Raw genomic sequence first — 15,586 nt, 5'->3', positions numbered from 1 at the left:
TGATGCCATGCTTCCAAGAAAAGCTTCTAAGCTTCAGGTAACCAGGAACCGTACCCCAAACCGACACAGGTGGTTGGGTAGAGAATACCAAGGCGCTTGAGAGAACTCGGGTGAAGGAACTAGGCAAAATGGCACCGTAACTTCGGGAGAAGGTGCGCCGGTGAGGGTGAAGGACTTGCTCCGTAAGCTCATGCCGGTCGAAGATACCAGGCCGCTGCGACTGTTTATTAAAAACACAGCACTCTGCAAACACGAAAGTGGACGTATAGGGTGTGACGCCTGCCCGGTGCCGGAAGGTTAATTGATGGGGTTAGCTAACGCGAAGCTCTTGATCGAAGCCCCGGTAAACGGCGGCCGTAACTATAACGGTCCTAAGGTAGCGAAATTCCTTGTCGGGTAAGTTCCGACCTGCACGAATGGCGTAACGATGGCGGCGCTGTCTCCACCCGAGACTCAGTGAAATTGAAATCGCTGTGAAGATGCAGTGTATCCGCGGCTAGACGGAAAGACCCCGTGAACCTTTACTATAGCTTTGCACTGGACTTTGAATTTGCTTGTGTAGGATAGGTGGGAGGCTTTGAAGCGTGGACGCCAGTTCGCGTGGAGCCATCCTTGAAATACCACCCTGGCAACTTTGAGGTTCTAACTCAGGTCCGTTATCCGGATCGAGGACAGTGTATGGTGGGTAGTTTGACTGGGGCGGTCTCCTCCTAAAGAGTAACGGAGGAGTACGAAGGTGCGCTCAGACCGGTCGGAAATCGGTCGTAGAGTATAAAGGCAAAAGCGCGCTTGACTGCGAGACAGACACGTCGAGCAGGTACGAAAGTAGGTCTTAGTGATCCGGTGGTTCTGTATGGAAGGGCCATCGCTCAACGGATAAAAGGTACTCCGGGGATAACAGGCTGATACCGCCCAAGAGTTCATATCGACGGCGGTGTTTGGCACCTCGATGTCGGCTCATCACATCCTGGGGCTGAAGCCGGTCCCAAGGGTATGGCTGTTCGCCATTTAAAGTGGTACGCGAGCTGGGTTTAGAACGTCGTGAGACAGTTCGGTCCCTATCTGCCGTGGACGTTTGAGATTTGAGAGGGGCTGCTCCTAGTACGAGAGGACCGGAGTGGACGAACCTCTGGTGTTCCGGTTGTCACGCCAGTGGCATTGCCGGGTAGCTATGTTCGGGAAAGATAACCGCTGAAAGCATCTAAGCGGGAAACTTGCCTCAAGATGAGATCTCACTGGAACCTTGAGTTCCCTGAAGGGCCGTCGAAGACTACGACGTTGATAGGTTGGGTGTGTAAGCGCTGTGAGGCGTTGAGCTAACCAATACTAATTGCCCGTGAGGCTTGACCATATAACACCCAAGCAATTTGCTGACCTGAAAAGGCACCAGATTGCGGTGTGTGAAGACGAAACGAACCGAAAGTTCGACTGCACTTAAAAAAGCAGCACAAAACACCGAAAGCTGTCACATACCCAATTTGCTGAAGCGAGGCCACTTGGCCACGACTCAGTACCCGAATTTCTTGACGACCATAGAGCGTTGGAACCACCTGATCCCATCCCGAACTCAGCAGTGAAACGATGCATCGCCGATGGTAGTGTGGGGTTTCCCCATGTGAGAGTAGGTCATCGTCAAGATTAAATTCCGAAACCCCAATTGCGAAAGCAGTTGGGGTTTTGTTTTGCCCGCAGGAAAGTTCTTACAGCGCATTGACCTGCCCCCAACCGTCGCAAGAGATGCCATTGGGGAAATTCCTTCTGAGTGAGCGAGCAGTTTTTGGTATGGTGCAGCTCGTTTTTTAACGGACTGATGTCATGCCCATGGATCGGCACTCATTTATGTTTATGTCAAAGAGTTGCTGTAGAAATGCCTGAGCCCATCCCGATCAAGGATCACGAAAAAGAGACGCGTCTGGTCAACAAGCGGTTGATCGCCTGCGCCATGTTCGTCCTCGCCGTCAGCTGCGCCCTGGTCGTGCGCCTGTACATCCTGCAAGTGGTGGAATTCGACTACCACTCGACCATCTCTGAAAACAATCGCGTCCACGTCTTACCGATCCCGCCGACACGCGGCTTGATCTACGATCGCAATGGTGTACTGCTCGCGGATAACCGTCCCAGTTTCAACCTGACCATCACCCGCGAACGCGCCACCGACGTCAATCAAGAACTGGACGAAGTCATCAATCTCCTGCACCTGCCTGCGGAAGATCGCACAGTCTTCGATAAAGCCATGAAGCAGTCCCGCCACCCGTTTACGCCGGTGACGCTGTTCTATGAGCTGACGGAAGAGCAAATTGCCGTACTGGCCGTCAACGAGTTCCGCCTTCCGGGCCTGGACGTCGAGCCGCAGTTCGTTCGCCATTACCCGCTCGGCGCGCACTTCGCCCACTCGATCGGTTACGTCGGCCGGATCAACGAAAAAGAATCCAAAACCCTCGACTCGGTGGAGTACCGCGGTACCCAATCGATTGGCAAAACCGGCATCGAACGTTTCTATGAAGCCCAGCTACACGGCCACGTTGGTTACGAAGAGGTGGAAACCAATGCCCAAGGACGCGTACTCCGCGTGCTCAAACACACCGACCCGGTCCCCGGCCAGAACATCGTCCTGAGCCTTGATATCAAGCTGCAGGAAGCTGCCGAAGCCGCGCTGGGTGATCGTCGTGGTTCCGTGGTAGCGCTCGATCCGTCGACTGGTGAAGTGTTGGCCATGGTCAGCAATCCGAGCTTCGACCCGAATTTGTTCGTCACCGGTATCAGCTCCAAGGAATACTCGGCACTGCGGGATTCGATCGACCGGCCGCTGTTCAACCGTGTACTGCGCGGACTCTACGCGCCGGGATCGACCATCAAGCCAGAAGTGGCCATCGCTGGCCTCGATGCCGGTGTGGTGACGCCGCAAACCCGCGTCTTCGACCCCGGTTATTACCAGCTCCCGGACTTTGATCACAAGTACCGCAACTGGAACCACAGCGGCGACGGCTGGGTGGACATGGACGCGGCGATCATGCGTTCCAACGACACCTACTTCTATGACCTGGCCCACAAGCTCGGTATCGATCGCCTGCACGATTACATGGCGATGTTCGGCCTCGGCGAGAAAGTCTCTCTGGACATGTTCGAAGAGTCGCCCGGCCTGATGCCATCGCAAGCGTGGAAACGCGCGACTCGCCGACAAGCCTGGTACCCGGGCGAAACGGTCATCCTCGGCATCGGCCAGGGCTACATGCAAGTCACGCCACTGCAACTGGCTCAGGCCACGGCATTGATCGCCAACAAAGGTGTATGGAACCGGCCGCACCTGGCCAAAACCGTCGATGGCGTCGCTCCGGTCGATGAGCATCCGATGCCGAACATCCTGCTCAAGGATCCGCGAGATTGGGAGCAGGTCAATCACGGCATGCAGATGGTGATGCACGATGCCCGAGGCATTGCTCGTGCGGCCGCGGCCGGTGCGCAATACCGTATCGCTGGCAAGAGTGGTACGGCGCAGGTGGTGGCGATCAAGCAAGGCGAACGCTACAACCGCGAGAAAACCCTCGAGCGCCACCGCGATAACGCCTTGTTCGTTGGCTTTGCGCCGGCTGAGCATCCGAAGATTGCGATCTCGGTGATGATCGAGAACGGTGAGGCTGGTGGTCGTGTCGCCGGTCCTGTGGTGCGGCAGATCATGGATGCCTGGCTGCTGGATCAGGACGGTCATCTCAAGCCGCAATACGCGGCGCCGACCAAAGCGCCTGGAGACCCGCACGTCTAACGGTTCGCAGCCTCGGCTCATGCTGGTTGAGCTGAGGCTGTGAGTTGCCCTGCAAAGCCTATTTGCAGCGATAACCCTCGGGCATCGTGACGGTGTAGTTGCGCTGAACACGGTCCTCGAAGTTGAGGTTCTGCAGGCCTTGCTCCACTAGAAAGTCTTCGACCTTGGAGGATTGGCAGTCTTCGTTATATGACGAAGCGCGAAGCAGGTAGACCGGGCGCTTACTGACTTCATCGCGTGCAGTGGCAACGAAGGTGCTGAGCGTGGTGTAACCGGTGCGCTCCGAGGTACCTATCGGACCATAGGTCGTGTTCGGTTTACTCGTGCACGTCAGCCGATCGTCCTTTTTCTTGCTGGTCTTGCACACGGTAGAGGTGCTGTTCGGCACTTGCCCATACTCGGTGGCGGTATATCGGTAAGTCACCTGTCGGCTGCCGACATCGAGGCTGACGGTCATTTTTATCGGCGCATGGTTCTTCGGCAGACTGGCGTCGGTATAAACCTCTTGGAAGCCCCTGTCTTTCAACGCATTAACCATGTCGCGAAGATAGTAACGGGCATTCAGCGCGTTTTCATCGCTGCCAGTCGCAGACGTCACCAGTACAGTCGCCTTTCGATCAAAATGATAATCCGGATCAGGTGTGGCATTTAGCGCTACGTCCATTTGCGTGGCGCAGCCGCTGATCAACGCTGTCAGGAAAAACAGCGCGCAGAATAAAAACCGGGTCATGACAAAGTCGCCTTACAAACTAAGGATTGAATAAGAGTAAAACGGTGTGGACTGACGACAATTAACTCGCGCGGATGCGCAAGGTTCAGTCTTTCTGGTATTCCAGCAAATCGCCTGGCTGGCAATCGAGTGCTGCGCAGAGCTTGTCCAGGGTGGCCATTTTCACGCCCTTGACCTTGCCATTTTTCAGTAATGACAGGTTGGCCTCGGTGATGCCCAGCAGGCTGGCCAATTCTTTCGAGCGAATTTTTTGCGTGGCCATGACAACGTCAAGGCGGACGATAATGGTCATTGTATTGTTCTATATGTATTGGCTTTGCTCATCGCTGAGTACTTTTGCATCGCGCATGATAATTGAAAACAAACAGAGCAATACGCCTTTGACAATCTCGTAGGCAGAAGTGGAAGACAGGCCGACCGAGAACTGAAAAATACGATCCCCTGGCGGCAGATCAATAGACAGGGCCAAACCTTGCAGGGTCTCTACCAGCGGGTAGGCGGCCGGTGAAATGATGCACAAAATCCCCACTCGCCATAACACCTTGATATTGCGCTCGGTCCAGGTTTCGCCGCGGGACAAGCGCAGGAAAAACAACCCGGTCAGCCAGAGCACGTAGGTCGAAAGCAGGACGGGCAGGAAATCCAGAACGACGAGCAGCGCAGTGACCAGTGGCGAGAGCCATGTGTCGGGGGCAAGCAGGGCACCTTCGACAAACGGGTCAAGTAATTGCGGCGAGTTTTCGGCGAAGGCGTAGAGCAGCGCCGCGAGCATTTCATCCGTTTTGAAGAACCAGATCGAAGCGTTGCCACCGACCTCGGTCACCCCCAAAACCCAGACAAGAATCGCTGCCAGTAGTCCGACCCAATGCATGCGCTGCAGTGCCAATCCGTTGTTACGAGTACTCATGAAAAATCCTTGCGGTGTCATTGGGATGACTAATTCTCGATGTTAAATTATCGAATGGCAATAATAAATTGTTCTTGTTTTGTGAAGGTCGCTCTTGGCATCGTGATGCCGGGGGGCCATAGCATCATTCTCAGTTCATTCGCTATGGGGAGAATTCCAAGGTCGATGGGCTCTCGAATTCGAAACAAGTCGAGAGCGCAGGAGGGACGCGATCCACTCGGTGGCCGCTGGTATCGATGACGGGGTCAGGGATTGATTAGAGCGGGACACACGCGACAGGCATGTTTGAGTCGCCCGCTCTTACCGGGTTTACTTGATTTCGGTTATGAAGTTTTCCCGCGAGCGGCGAACCTTTTTCAGGTTGACCAGCCAGTCTCCCTCAGTGGCTCTATGGCCCAGCGGCAGAATCACTACACTGCGCAAGTTGCGGGCCGCGAGTCCGAGAATTTCATCGATGGCTGCCGGGTCGAAACCTTCCATCGGTGTGGCATCGACCTCTTCAAACGCCGCGGCGATCAAAGCCGAGCCCAAACCGATATAAGCCTGCCGCGCGGCCGCCTGATAATTAGCCTCCTTGCCACGTCCAGCGACAATGCCCAAGAGCATCTGACGATAATTTTCCCATCCTTCATTAACGGTCCCGCGAACTTCGTTAGTCAGGTCAAACATCATGTTGACCCGCTCCGCAGTGATGTCATCCCACGCGGCGAACACCAACAAATGAGAGCAGTCGGTAACCTGCTGCTGATTCCAGCTGACGGCTTTGATCTTTTCGCGAACCTCTGCATTGGTCACTACGAGCAATTCAAAGGGCTGCAGTCCACTTGATGTCGGCGTTAATCGGACTGCTTCCAGAATGCGCTCGATTTTTTCATCGGACACTGTCCGGGAAGGGTCGTACGGGCGTTGACCCACATTTGAAACGCGTTCCAATGTGAGAGCCTGCTCGCGAAAGATTCCTCAAAACCGTGGCAAAAAATCAGGCCCCAGGCACCGGGTAGCTCATGTCACCTTCTTCACACTTCAAATACTGTTTCAGCGCCTCGACCCGCACCTTGGTCACCCCGGTCAGACAACTGCTGTAGACCCACGGATAAACGCTCCCGCCAGTTACCCCGGACGATGAGAACTTGCACTCGGCATCCCGAAACCCGAGCCACGCCCGCTGTGCACTGACCAATAGCTTCTTGCCATCCGGGTTGTCCTTCAAACGCCCGCTGATCTGCTGGTACACCGTGTTCAACTCCTTGTCCGCCGCTTTGAAGTCCTGCCCGGCGCACTGATTCATTGTCGCCTGGTCGCTGGCATTGGCGCAGTCGACGGCGGCATGGGCGAGGGGGGTGAACAGGAGGGGCGTGAGGGCCAGAAGCAGGCGTGGGGACATAGTCAAATCTCGCTGTATCGAAGTAAGTGCCGAGCAGTGTAGCGGGTGTGTTGCGCTTATTCCGGCGGGCGCACTCGGGAAGCCGCAAGCAAACGGTCGGCGGTCGCCGCAATCTCTTCAACGTCGTGCAGCTTTTCCAGCCAGTGTTCAGGAATCCCCCGCACGCCGTAATAGGCGCCGGCCAACTGTCCGGTAATCGCGGCGGTGGTATCGGCGTCATCGCCCAGGTTGGCCGCCCGCAAAATGGCCGCTTCGAAGCTGTCCGTGTGGTGAAAGCACCACAACGCCGCTTCCAGCGACTGCACGCTGTAGCCACTGCCTTTGATGTCTGCCTCGGACAGACCGAGGAAATCGCCACGCGCAATGGCGGCGACCTTGGGTTGCGAGAAGCTGGCGAAAGGCAGCTGCCGCAGTTCTGCTTTGCTCGCGCCTTCAAGCGCTCTGGCGAGCAATCCGGCCAACAATTGGCAACTTTCGATGGCTTCTGGTGCTGCGTGGGTGGTTCGCGAACTGTCGGCGGCAAAGCTCTGGATTTGCCGGGCGTCGGGAAAGTAGAACAGCACCACCGGAGCCAGACGCATCAGTGAACCGTTGCCGGCACTGTACGGGTCGGTCGAGCCGGCGAAGGGATCAGCGGTTTGCTGATATTGCGCCAGCGCCTGACTGACGGTCATGCCGATATCGAAACATTCACCGGTCGAGCTGAGATAGCCCCATTGCCACCAGTTGAGGTAGCGGCCCATCTGATCGGCAGCATTGAAGCCATTCTTGTTCAGCAGGCTTTCTGCCAGACACAGGGCCATCGAGGTGTCATCGGTCCACTGCCCTGGCTTGAGGTGGAACGGGCCACCGCCGACCATATCGGTCAACGGTTGGAATGATCCCCGTGGTTTGAACTCAACCGTAGTACCGACAGCGTCGCCGCATGCCAGACCAAGCAGGGCACCGCGGTAACGTTCGGCGAGGGATGGCGGCATGATTCGTCCTTGTTGATTCAAATTCGCTGGAAAAGGTAACAGTTTCGTTGGGCGAAGGGTGCCTGGATCCATCACAGTACCGGTCAGAAAACTGCAGCTTGATGTTTCCTTGCTGATGAATGACTGCACCGCTCTGATACAACTTCACATTGGACATGTGGTCATAGAGGCCTAGTGTTCAGAACAGGAGGTGACGTATGAAACCAGTACCCAATAGTTTCGAACGCAAAATCACGCTCAAGGCGTCGCGTTCGCATGTCTGGCGTGCATTGGTCGATGCCGAGGCGTTTGGCCAGTGGTTTGGCGTGGCGCTGGAGGGCAGGCGGTTTATTGCTGGTGAATGGACGCAAGGGCAGGTCACGTATCCGGGTTATGAACATGTGTTGTGGAACGTGTTGATCGAGCGGGTCGAGCCGCAGCAACTGTTTTCGTTCCGCTGGCATCCGTATGCAGTCAATCCGAAGATTGACTATTCCCAAGAGCCGACCACGCTGGTCAAGTTCGAGCTGCAGGATTATGAGGACGGCACACTGCTCAAGGTTTCCGAGTCAGGTTTCGCGCATATTCCCGACGTTCGCCAGAAAGAGGCCTATTTCATGGACAGCCGTGGCTGGGAGGAGCAGTTGAGCCGGCTCGAACAGTTTCTTGCCGAGAGCGCCAAGGCCCGCGAGCGTGACGGTGGCTGACATTTTCGAACCTTGGCTGAAACGCTGGGCACTGGTGCCGGACGGCGCGCCGATCATCACGCCCGGCAGCCGTCTGCTGCCGGTACGCGTGAACGACAGGCCGGCCATGCTCAAGGTGGCGCTGGATGTCGACGAGAAGTACGGCAATCGGCTGATGACCTGGTGGGGCGGTGACGGTTCCGCGCGGGTGTTGGCGCATCACGAAGATGGCCTGCTGATGGAACGCGCCATGGGCCGACGCTCGCTGATGCAGATGGCAGTGAATGGCGAAGATGACGAGGCGAGCCGGATTCTCTGTTCGGCGTTGGCACGATTGCATGCACCGCGCGTAACGCCACCGCCGCCGCTGGTGGAGTTGGGGCCATGGTTTGCTTCGCTGCGAGTCGCTGCTGCCCAACATGACGGTCTCTACAGTCTGAGCCTGCAAACCGCGGAAACCTTGCTCGCCGATCCACAGGATGTGGTGGTGCTGCACGGCGACATGCATCACGACAATGTTCTGGATTTCGAATCGCGTGGCTGGTTGGCAATCGATCCGAAGCGGGTCAGGGGCGAACGTGGTTTTGACTACGCCAACCTGATGTGTAACCCGGACTTGCCGACGGCGACGGATCCCGCGCGTTTTCGCCGGCAGTTGGATGTGATTGTCGGAGCTGCCGGGCTAGATCGCCGCAGGCTGCTGCAGTGGGTGCTGGCGTTCGCCGGTTTGTCGGCTGCGTGGTTTTTGGAGGATGACGCGCTGGAGCAAGCCTCAGGGCAGCTGAAAGTCGCACAGATCGCCGCTTCAATGCTCGATGCCTGACACGGCTAAGGATTTTCGGAAGGGTTGCTATGGCGAATGTCTTACACGCACTGGTAGCTTTTACGACTATTGCCGATTGGATCCACTGCGTAATCTACACACATCAACTGAGACACAGGGAGTGTTTCAGGATCAGGGATGATCGACCATTTGCAAGGATCGCTGCCGACAGGGAGTCGATAATGGTCTTGGGAAAAACCCGCTTCGGCGGGTTTTTTTTCGTCTGCATGTAGGAGCTGCCGCAGGCTGCGATCTTTTGATCTTGCTTTAAAAAGCCAAAGTCAAAAGCTCGCAGCCTGCGGCAGCTCCTACATTGGTTTGTGCGTTATGAGGCGATCAACTGGCGCAAGACGTAATGCAAAATCCCGCCCGACTTGAAGTACTCCACCTCATTCAACGTATCGATGCGGCACAACACTTCGATTTTCTCCTGCTTGCCATCCTCACGAGTAATCACCAACGGCAAGTTCATTCGCGGTGTCAGCTCGACGCCGGTCAGACCCTGGATTTCAAAGGTTTCCTTGCCGGTGAGGTTGAGGCTCTTGCGGTTCTGATCAAGCTTGAACTGCAGCGGCAGCACACCCATGCCCACCAGGTTGGAACGGTGAATCCGTTCGAAGCTTTCCGCGATCACCGCTTTCACGCCCAGCAGATTGGTGCCCTTGGCCGCCCAGTCACGGCTGGAACCGGTGCCGTATTCTTGCCCGGCAATCACCACCAGCGGCGTGCCCGAAGCCTGGTACTTCATCGCTGCATCGTAGATCGCCAGTTTCTCCCCGGTCGGCATGTAGATCGTGTTGCCACCCTCTTCACCGCCGAGCATTTCATTGCGGATACGGATGTTGGCGAAGGTGCCGCGCATCATCACTTCATGATTGCCACGCCGTGATCCGTAGGAGTTGAAGTCCCGCGGCTCGACGCCTTTTTCGCGCAGATAACGCCCGGCCGGGCTGTCAGCCTTGATGTTGCCGGCAGGGGAGATGTGGTCGGTGGTCACCGAATCGCCGAGCAGGGCCAACACCCGCGCACCTTTGACATCCTTGATTTCCGGCAGCGGCCCGGAAATATCGTCGAAGAACGGTGGATGCTGGATGTAGGTCGAATCGTCCTGCCACACGTAAGTCGCCGCTTGCGGCACCTCGATGGCCTGCCATTGTTCATCACCGGCAAACACTTCGGCGTATTCCTTGTGGAACATTGCCGTGCTGACGTGATTCACCGCATCAGCGATCTCTTTACTCGATGGCCAGATATCGCGCAGGTACACCGGATTGCCCTGCTGATCTTCGCCCAACGGTTCGCTGCTGATGTCGCTGCGCACGCTGCCGGCCAAAGCGTAGGCGACCACCAGTGGCGGCGAGGCCAGCCAGTTGGTTTTCACCAACGGATGCACGCGGCCTTCGAAGTTGCGGTTGCCGGAGAGCACCGAAGCGACGGTGAGGTCGGCTTTCTGGATGGCTTTCTCGATCGGCTCGGTCAGCGGCCCGGAGTTGCCGATGCAGGTGGTGCAGCCGTAGCCGACCAGTGAAAACCCGAGCTGATCGAGGTATTGCGTCAACCCCGCAGCCTTGTAGTAGTCGGTGACCACTTTCGAACCCGGCGCCAGCGAACTCTTCACCCACGGTTTGCGGGTCAGCCCTTTCTCGACGGCTTTTTTCGCCAGTAACCCGGCGGCCATCATCACGCTCGGGTTGGAGGTATTGGTGCAAGAGGTGATCGCGGCAATGACCACGGCGCCGTTTTTCAGGCGATAGGTGTGGCCTTCGTATTCGTATTCGGTTTCCCCGACCAGATCGGCATTGCCTACCGCGACACCGCCACCGCCTTCGCTTTCCAGGCGTCCTTCTTCCTTGCTGGTGGGTTTGAATTGCAGATCGATGAAGTCGCTGAAGGCTTGCGGTACGTTCGGCAGTGACACACGATCCTGCGGGCGTTTCGGTCCGGCCAGACTCGCTTCGACGCTGCCCATGTCCAGTGCGAGGCTATCGGTGAATACCGGCTCCTGACCGGGCAGGCGCCACAGTCCTTGCGCTTTGGTGTACGCCTCGACCAGTTTCACCACTTCCGGTGGCCGGCCGGACAGGCGCAAGTATTCCAGGGTCACGTCATCAACCGGGAAGAAGCCGCACGTCGCGCCATATTCCGGGGCCATGTTGGCGATGGTCGCACGGTCGGCCAGTGGCAGATCAGCGAGGCCGTCACCGTAGAACTCGACGAATTTGCCCACTACGCCTTTCTTGCGCAGCATCTGCGTGACGGTCAGCACCAGGTCGGTAGCGGTGATGCCTTCCTTCAGTTTGCCGGTCAGTTTGAAGCCGATCACTTCCGGAATCAGCATCGACACCGGTTGCCCGAGCATCGCCGCTTCGGCTTCGATCCCGCCGACGCCCCAGCCGAGTACGCCGAGGCCGTTGATCATCGTTGTGTGCGAATCGGTACCGACCAGCGTGTCGGGGAACGCATAAGTGCGGCCGTCCTCATCCTTGGTCCACACGGTGCGGCCGAGGTATTCGAGGTTGACCTGGTGGCAGATGCCGGTGCCCGGCGGCACCACGCTGAAATTGTCGAAAGCGCTCTGGCCCCAACGGAGGAACGCATAACGTTCGCCGTTGCGTTGCATTTCGATGTCGACGTTCTGTTCGAAAGCGCTGGCGGTGGCGAACTTGTCGACCATTACCGAGTGGTCGATCACCAGATCCACTGGCGACAACGGATTGATTCGCTGCGGATCGCCGCCGGCCTTGGCCATCGCTGCGCGCATGGCGGCAAGGTCGACCACGGCGGGTACGCCGGTAAAATCCTGCATCAGGACGCGGGCAGGGCGGTACTGAATTTCGCGATCGGAGCGACGCTCCTTGAGCCACGCGGCAATCGCTTTGAGATCGGCGCCGGTGACAGTTTTTTCATCTTCCCAGCGCAGCAGGTTTTCCAGCAGGACTTTCAGTGACATCGGCAGCTTGTCGAGGTCGCCCAGGCTTTTGGCGGCATCCGGCAGGCTGAAGTAGTGGTAGGTCTTGTCGTCGATTTGCAGGGTTTTGAGCGTTTTCAGGCTATCGAAGGACGGCATTACAATCACTCCTTTGAATCCGCACGGCTACGGATTGAGGGGACGGGCAGAGCTATCAACGTAGCCCTGTTTTCATTAGCTGGCTAATAACTGGACTCTATGGGCAAGTCCAAGGTTCCGACATCGGCTATCATGCGCCGGTTTTCGTGACAGGCTTTGCTGCAACGCAAGGCCTGAGCATCGCGCAGGGGCCGAATCACCGCCCTCTGCCCAGGAGTAAGAATGAACACCCTATTCATGCATTGCCGGCCAGGCTTCGAAGGCGAAGTCTGTTCGGAGATTTCCGACCTCGCCGCGCAACTCAACGTGGCCGGCTACGCCAAGGCCAAAGCGGCTACCGCCTGCGCCGAGTTTGTCTGCACCGAAGAAGACGGCGCCGAACGCCTGATGCGCGGCCAGCGTTTCGCCGAGCTGATCTTCCCGCGCCAATGGGCGCGCGGGGTGTTCATCGATCTGCCGGAAACTGATCGCATCAGCGTGATCCTCGCGCACATGGCCGAATTCCCGGTGTGCGGCAGCCTGTGGCTGGAAGTCGTTGATACCAATGACGGCAAAGAGCTGTCGAACTTCTGCAAGAAATTCGAAGGCCCGCTGCGCAAGGCTCTGATCGGCGCCGGCAAACTGGTGGAAGACGCGAATAAACCGCGTCTGCTGCTGACCTTCAAGAGCGGTCGTGAAGTGTTTCTCGGCATGGCCGATGCCGGTAATTCGGCGATGTGGCCGATGGGCATTCCGCGCTTGAAGTTCCCGCGTGAGGCGCCGAGCCGTTCGACGCTGAAGCTGGAAGAGGCGTGGCACCACTTTATCCCGCGTGATCAGTGGGAAGATCGCCTGCACAGCGACATGACCGGCGTTGACCTCGGTGCCGCGCCGGGCGGCTGGACCTGGCAACTGGTCAATCGCGGCATGCTGGTGACCGCCATCGACAACGGCCCGATGGCTGAAAGCCTGATGGACACTGGCTTGGTGCAGCATTTGATGGCCGACGGTTTTACCTTCAAGCCTAAGCAGCCGGTGGACTGGATGGTCTGCGACATCGTCGAGAAACCGGCGCGTAACGCCGCGATGCTCGAAGAGTGGATCGGCGAGGGGCATTGCCGCGAGGCGGTGGTCAACCTGAAGTTGCCGATGAAGCAGCGTTACGCCGAAGTGAAGCGTTTGCTCGAACGCATTGCCGATGGTTTCAAGGCACGCGGGATCAAGGTCGATATCGGCTGCAAACAGCTGTATCACGACCGCGAAGAAGTGACCTGCCACTTGCGTCGGCATGACATCAAGAAAGCCAAATCCCGCTGAAACAACACAAAACCCTGTAGGAGCTGCCGCAGGCTGCGATCTTTTGATCTTGAAAAGCAAAGATCGCAGCCTTCGGCAGCTCCTACAGAGGTGTGGCGTAACGCCACAGATGACCGAATACCCGGCAATGCGCGACAATGCCGGCCAGTTTCAGGAGTGAATCATGAGTGAAATGATCGATACCCCGGTCGACGGTACCCTCGACGCCACCGGCCTCAATTGCCCGGAACCGGTGATGATGCTGCACCAGCATATCCGTGACCTGGCGCCCGGCGGCCTGCTCAAAGTGATCGCCACCGATCCATCGACCAAACGCGATATCCCCAAATTCTGCGTGTTTCTCGACCATGAACTGGTGAGCCAACATGAAGAGGCCGGTACTTACCTGTATTGGATCCGCAAGAAACACGCCTGAATCCCAGGCGAAAGCAAAACCAAATGTGGGAGCGAGCCTGCTCGCGAAAGCGGTATCTCAGTCACTATTGATGGCGACTGATACACCGCATTCGCCAGCAAGCTGGCTCCCACATTTTTTCGTCCCGGTTTAAAGGACTTAGCCCGCCGAGCGACTGATCCGAATACGTTTGCGCGCGCTACGCGTCAAACGGATCGACAGCATCAACGCCGCACAGCTCAAGCCAACGATCAAACCCTGCCACAAGCCGCTCGGGCCGCGTGGCTCGCCGAGCCAGTCGGTCAGGCCGAGGGCGTAACCCACCGGCAAACCAATGCCCCAATAGGCGAACAGGGTCAGGATCATCGTCACCCGAGTGTCCTGATAACCACGCAGTGCGCCGGCAGCGGTGACCTGGATCGCGTCGGAAAACTGGAACAGCGCCGAGTACACAATCAGCATTGCCGCAATGTGAATCACTGTTGGGTCAGCGGTGTAGATAGCCGCAATCGGCTCGCGCAGCAACAGCATCATGCTCGCCGACAGACAGGCGTAGGCCAGTGCGGTGCCCATACCGACGCCAGCGGCAAAGCGCGCCTCACGCGGTTCTTCGCGGCCCAACGCCTGACCGACACGCACGGTCACCGCCATACCCAATGAGTACGGAATCATGAACACCAGCGAACTGACGTTCAGCGCAATCTGGTGCCCGGCCACCACGGTAGCGCCGAGGCTGCCGATCAACAGCGCGATCACGGCGAAAATACTCGACTCGGCAAACACCGCGATGCCGATCGGCAGACCAATCCCCAGCAGACGCTTGATCACTGCCCATTGCGGCCAGTCGAAACGGCTGAAAATCTCGCTCGAACGATAGGCCGGCGCCCAGCGCTCATAACCGGCCAGACCCAGCGCCATCACCCACATCACGATCGCCGTGGCCCAGCCGCAGCCAACGCCGCCCATGGCCGGCACGCCGAAGTGGCCATAGATGAAGATGTAGTTCAGTGGAATATTCAGCGCCAGACCGCACAGGCCCAGCACCATTGCCGGACGCGTACGACCGATACCGTCACTGGTGCAGCGCAGCACGTGATAGAACGCCACCGCCGGCAGACCGCTGGCGATGCCGTGCAGGTATTGCATGCACGGGCCGATCAGCTCGGGATCGACCTTCATCAGGTGCAGCACCGGTTCGGCGGCGACCAGCATCGCTGTCGCGATCAGCCCGACCACCAGCGCCAGCCACAACGCCTGACGCACGAGCGGACCGATTTCGCTGTGGGTACCGGCGCCAAAACGCTGGGCGACTTTCGGCGTGGTTGCCAGCAGGGTGCCGGTCATCAAAAGAAACACCGGCACCCAGATCGAGTTGCCCAGCGCCACCGCCGCCAGATCTTTTGGCCCGACGCGGCCAGCCATCACCGCATCGACGAAGCCCATGGCCGTGGTCGCCAGTTGCGCGATGATGATCGGCAACGCCAGGGCGAGCAGGTTCTTGAACTCCAGGCGAATACGCGCGGGGCGGGTCAGGGAAACAGCGACAGGTTGATCAGTTACAGAATTCACGGGCAAAGCGTCCA

General features: G+C 57.8%; 13 protein-coding genes and 2 rRNA genes (1 of these 15 only partly in view). 7 read left to right on the top strand and 8 right to left on the bottom strand.

Annotated features, from left to right (window positions below; translation table 11 throughout):
• The 3 genes from HU718_RS20930 to mrdA form a co-directional block, all read left to right on the top strand.
• Positions 1-1,351: ribosomal RNA gene (locus HU718_RS20930) — 23S ribosomal RNA — on the top strand; it begins 1,543 nt to the left of the window's first position.
• Positions 1,352-1,522: 171 nt separating this feature from the next.
• Positions 1,523-1,638 (top strand): 5S ribosomal RNA (gene rrf / locus HU718_RS20925).
• A gap of 229 nt (positions 1,639-1,867) precedes the next feature.
• Positions 1,868-3,760, top strand: coding sequence for a penicillin-binding protein 2 (mrdA, locus tag HU718_RS20920; protein ID WP_186615726.1), 1,893 nt, complete (start codon positions 1,868-1,870; stop codon positions 3,758-3,760).
• Between the two features lie 58 nt (positions 3,761-3,818).
• Here mrdA and HU718_RS20915 read toward each other — a convergent pair whose 3' ends face one another.
• From HU718_RS20915 to HU718_RS20890, 6 genes are all read right to left on the bottom strand, one after another.
• Entirely contained in the window at positions 3,819-4,490 is a 672-nt protein-coding gene (locus HU718_RS20915) for a hypothetical protein (protein WP_102902006.1), read from the bottom strand.
• An 85-nt stretch (positions 4,491-4,575) separates the two neighbouring features.
• Positions 4,576-4,782: a helix-turn-helix domain-containing protein gene (locus HU718_RS20910; protein WP_007910409.1), complete on the bottom strand. Its 207-nt coding sequence runs from the start codon at positions 4,780-4,782 to the stop codon at positions 4,576-4,578.
• 9 nt (positions 4,783-4,791) lie between these two features.
• Positions 4,792-5,397, bottom strand: coding sequence for a hypothetical protein (locus HU718_RS20905; RefSeq protein ID WP_038369423.1), 606 nt, complete (start codon positions 5,395-5,397; stop codon positions 4,792-4,794).
• A gap of 309 nt (positions 5,398-5,706) precedes the next feature.
• A complete protein-coding gene (locus HU718_RS20900; protein ID WP_186615728.1) occupies positions 5,707-6,330 on the bottom strand; it encodes an NAD(P)H-dependent oxidoreductase in 624 nt (207 codons plus the stop codon).
• Between the two features lie 46 nt (positions 6,331-6,376).
• Positions 6,377-6,781, bottom strand: a complete 405-nt coding sequence (locus HU718_RS20895; protein ID WP_186615730.1) for a lysozyme inhibitor LprI family protein — start codon at positions 6,779-6,781, stop codon at positions 6,377-6,379.
• 56 nt (positions 6,782-6,837) lie between these two features.
• A complete protein-coding gene (locus tag HU718_RS20890; protein ID WP_186615732.1) occupies positions 6,838-7,758 on the bottom strand; it encodes an ADP-ribosylglycohydrolase family protein in 921 nt (306 codons plus the stop codon).
• A gap of 197 nt (positions 7,759-7,955) precedes the next feature.
• On the opposite strand from HU718_RS20890, the gene HU718_RS20885 reads away from it, so the two are divergent.
• Complete coding sequence (locus tag HU718_RS20885) at positions 7,956-8,444, top strand: SRPBCC family protein (RefSeq protein ID WP_095121031.1); 489 nt, start codon at positions 7,956-7,958, stop codon at positions 8,442-8,444.
• On the top strand, positions 8,431-9,246 hold the full coding sequence (locus HU718_RS20880; protein WP_186615734.1) for an aminoglycoside phosphotransferase family protein: 816 nt from the start codon (positions 8,431-8,433) through the stop codon (positions 9,244-9,246). Before HU718_RS20885 ends, HU718_RS20880 begins: the two co-directional genes overlap by 14 nt.
• Positions 9,247-9,571: 325 nt before the next feature.
• Here the strand turns inward: HU718_RS20880 and acnA are convergent, their stop codons facing one another.
• Positions 9,572-12,313: an aconitate hydratase AcnA gene (gene acnA / locus HU718_RS20875; RefSeq protein WP_186615736.1), complete on the bottom strand. Its 2,742-nt coding sequence runs from the start codon at positions 12,311-12,313 to the stop codon at positions 9,572-9,574.
• Between the two features lie 222 nt (positions 12,314-12,535).
• On the opposite strand from acnA, the gene rlmM reads away from it, so the two are divergent.
• Together rlmM and tusA are read left to right on the top strand one after the other, a co-directional pair.
• Positions 12,536-13,609: a 23S rRNA (cytidine(2498)-2'-O)-methyltransferase RlmM gene (gene rlmM / locus HU718_RS20870; protein ID WP_186615738.1), complete on the top strand. Its 1,074-nt coding sequence runs from the start codon at positions 12,536-12,538 to the stop codon at positions 13,607-13,609.
• 163 nt (positions 13,610-13,772) lie between these two features.
• A complete protein-coding gene (tusA, locus tag HU718_RS20865) occupies positions 13,773-14,024 on the top strand; it encodes a sulfurtransferase TusA (RefSeq protein WP_038369409.1) in 252 nt (83 codons plus the stop codon).
• Positions 14,025-14,162: 138 nt separating this feature from the next.
• Here the strand turns inward: tusA and HU718_RS20860 are convergent, their stop codons facing one another.
• Positions 14,163-15,572, bottom strand: a complete 1,410-nt coding sequence (locus HU718_RS20860) for an MATE family efflux transporter (protein ID WP_150709091.1) — start codon at positions 15,570-15,572, stop codon at positions 14,163-14,165.
• Between the last annotated feature and the right edge of the window lie 14 nt (positions 15,573-15,586).

The sequence above is a fragment of the Pseudomonas tensinigenes genome, from assembly GCF_014268445.2.
GTDB classification, from domain to species: Bacteria; Pseudomonadota; Gammaproteobacteria; order Pseudomonadales; family Pseudomonadaceae; genus Aquipseudomonas; species Aquipseudomonas tensinigenes.
This window is presented reverse-complemented; position numbering and strand designations above follow the sequence as displayed.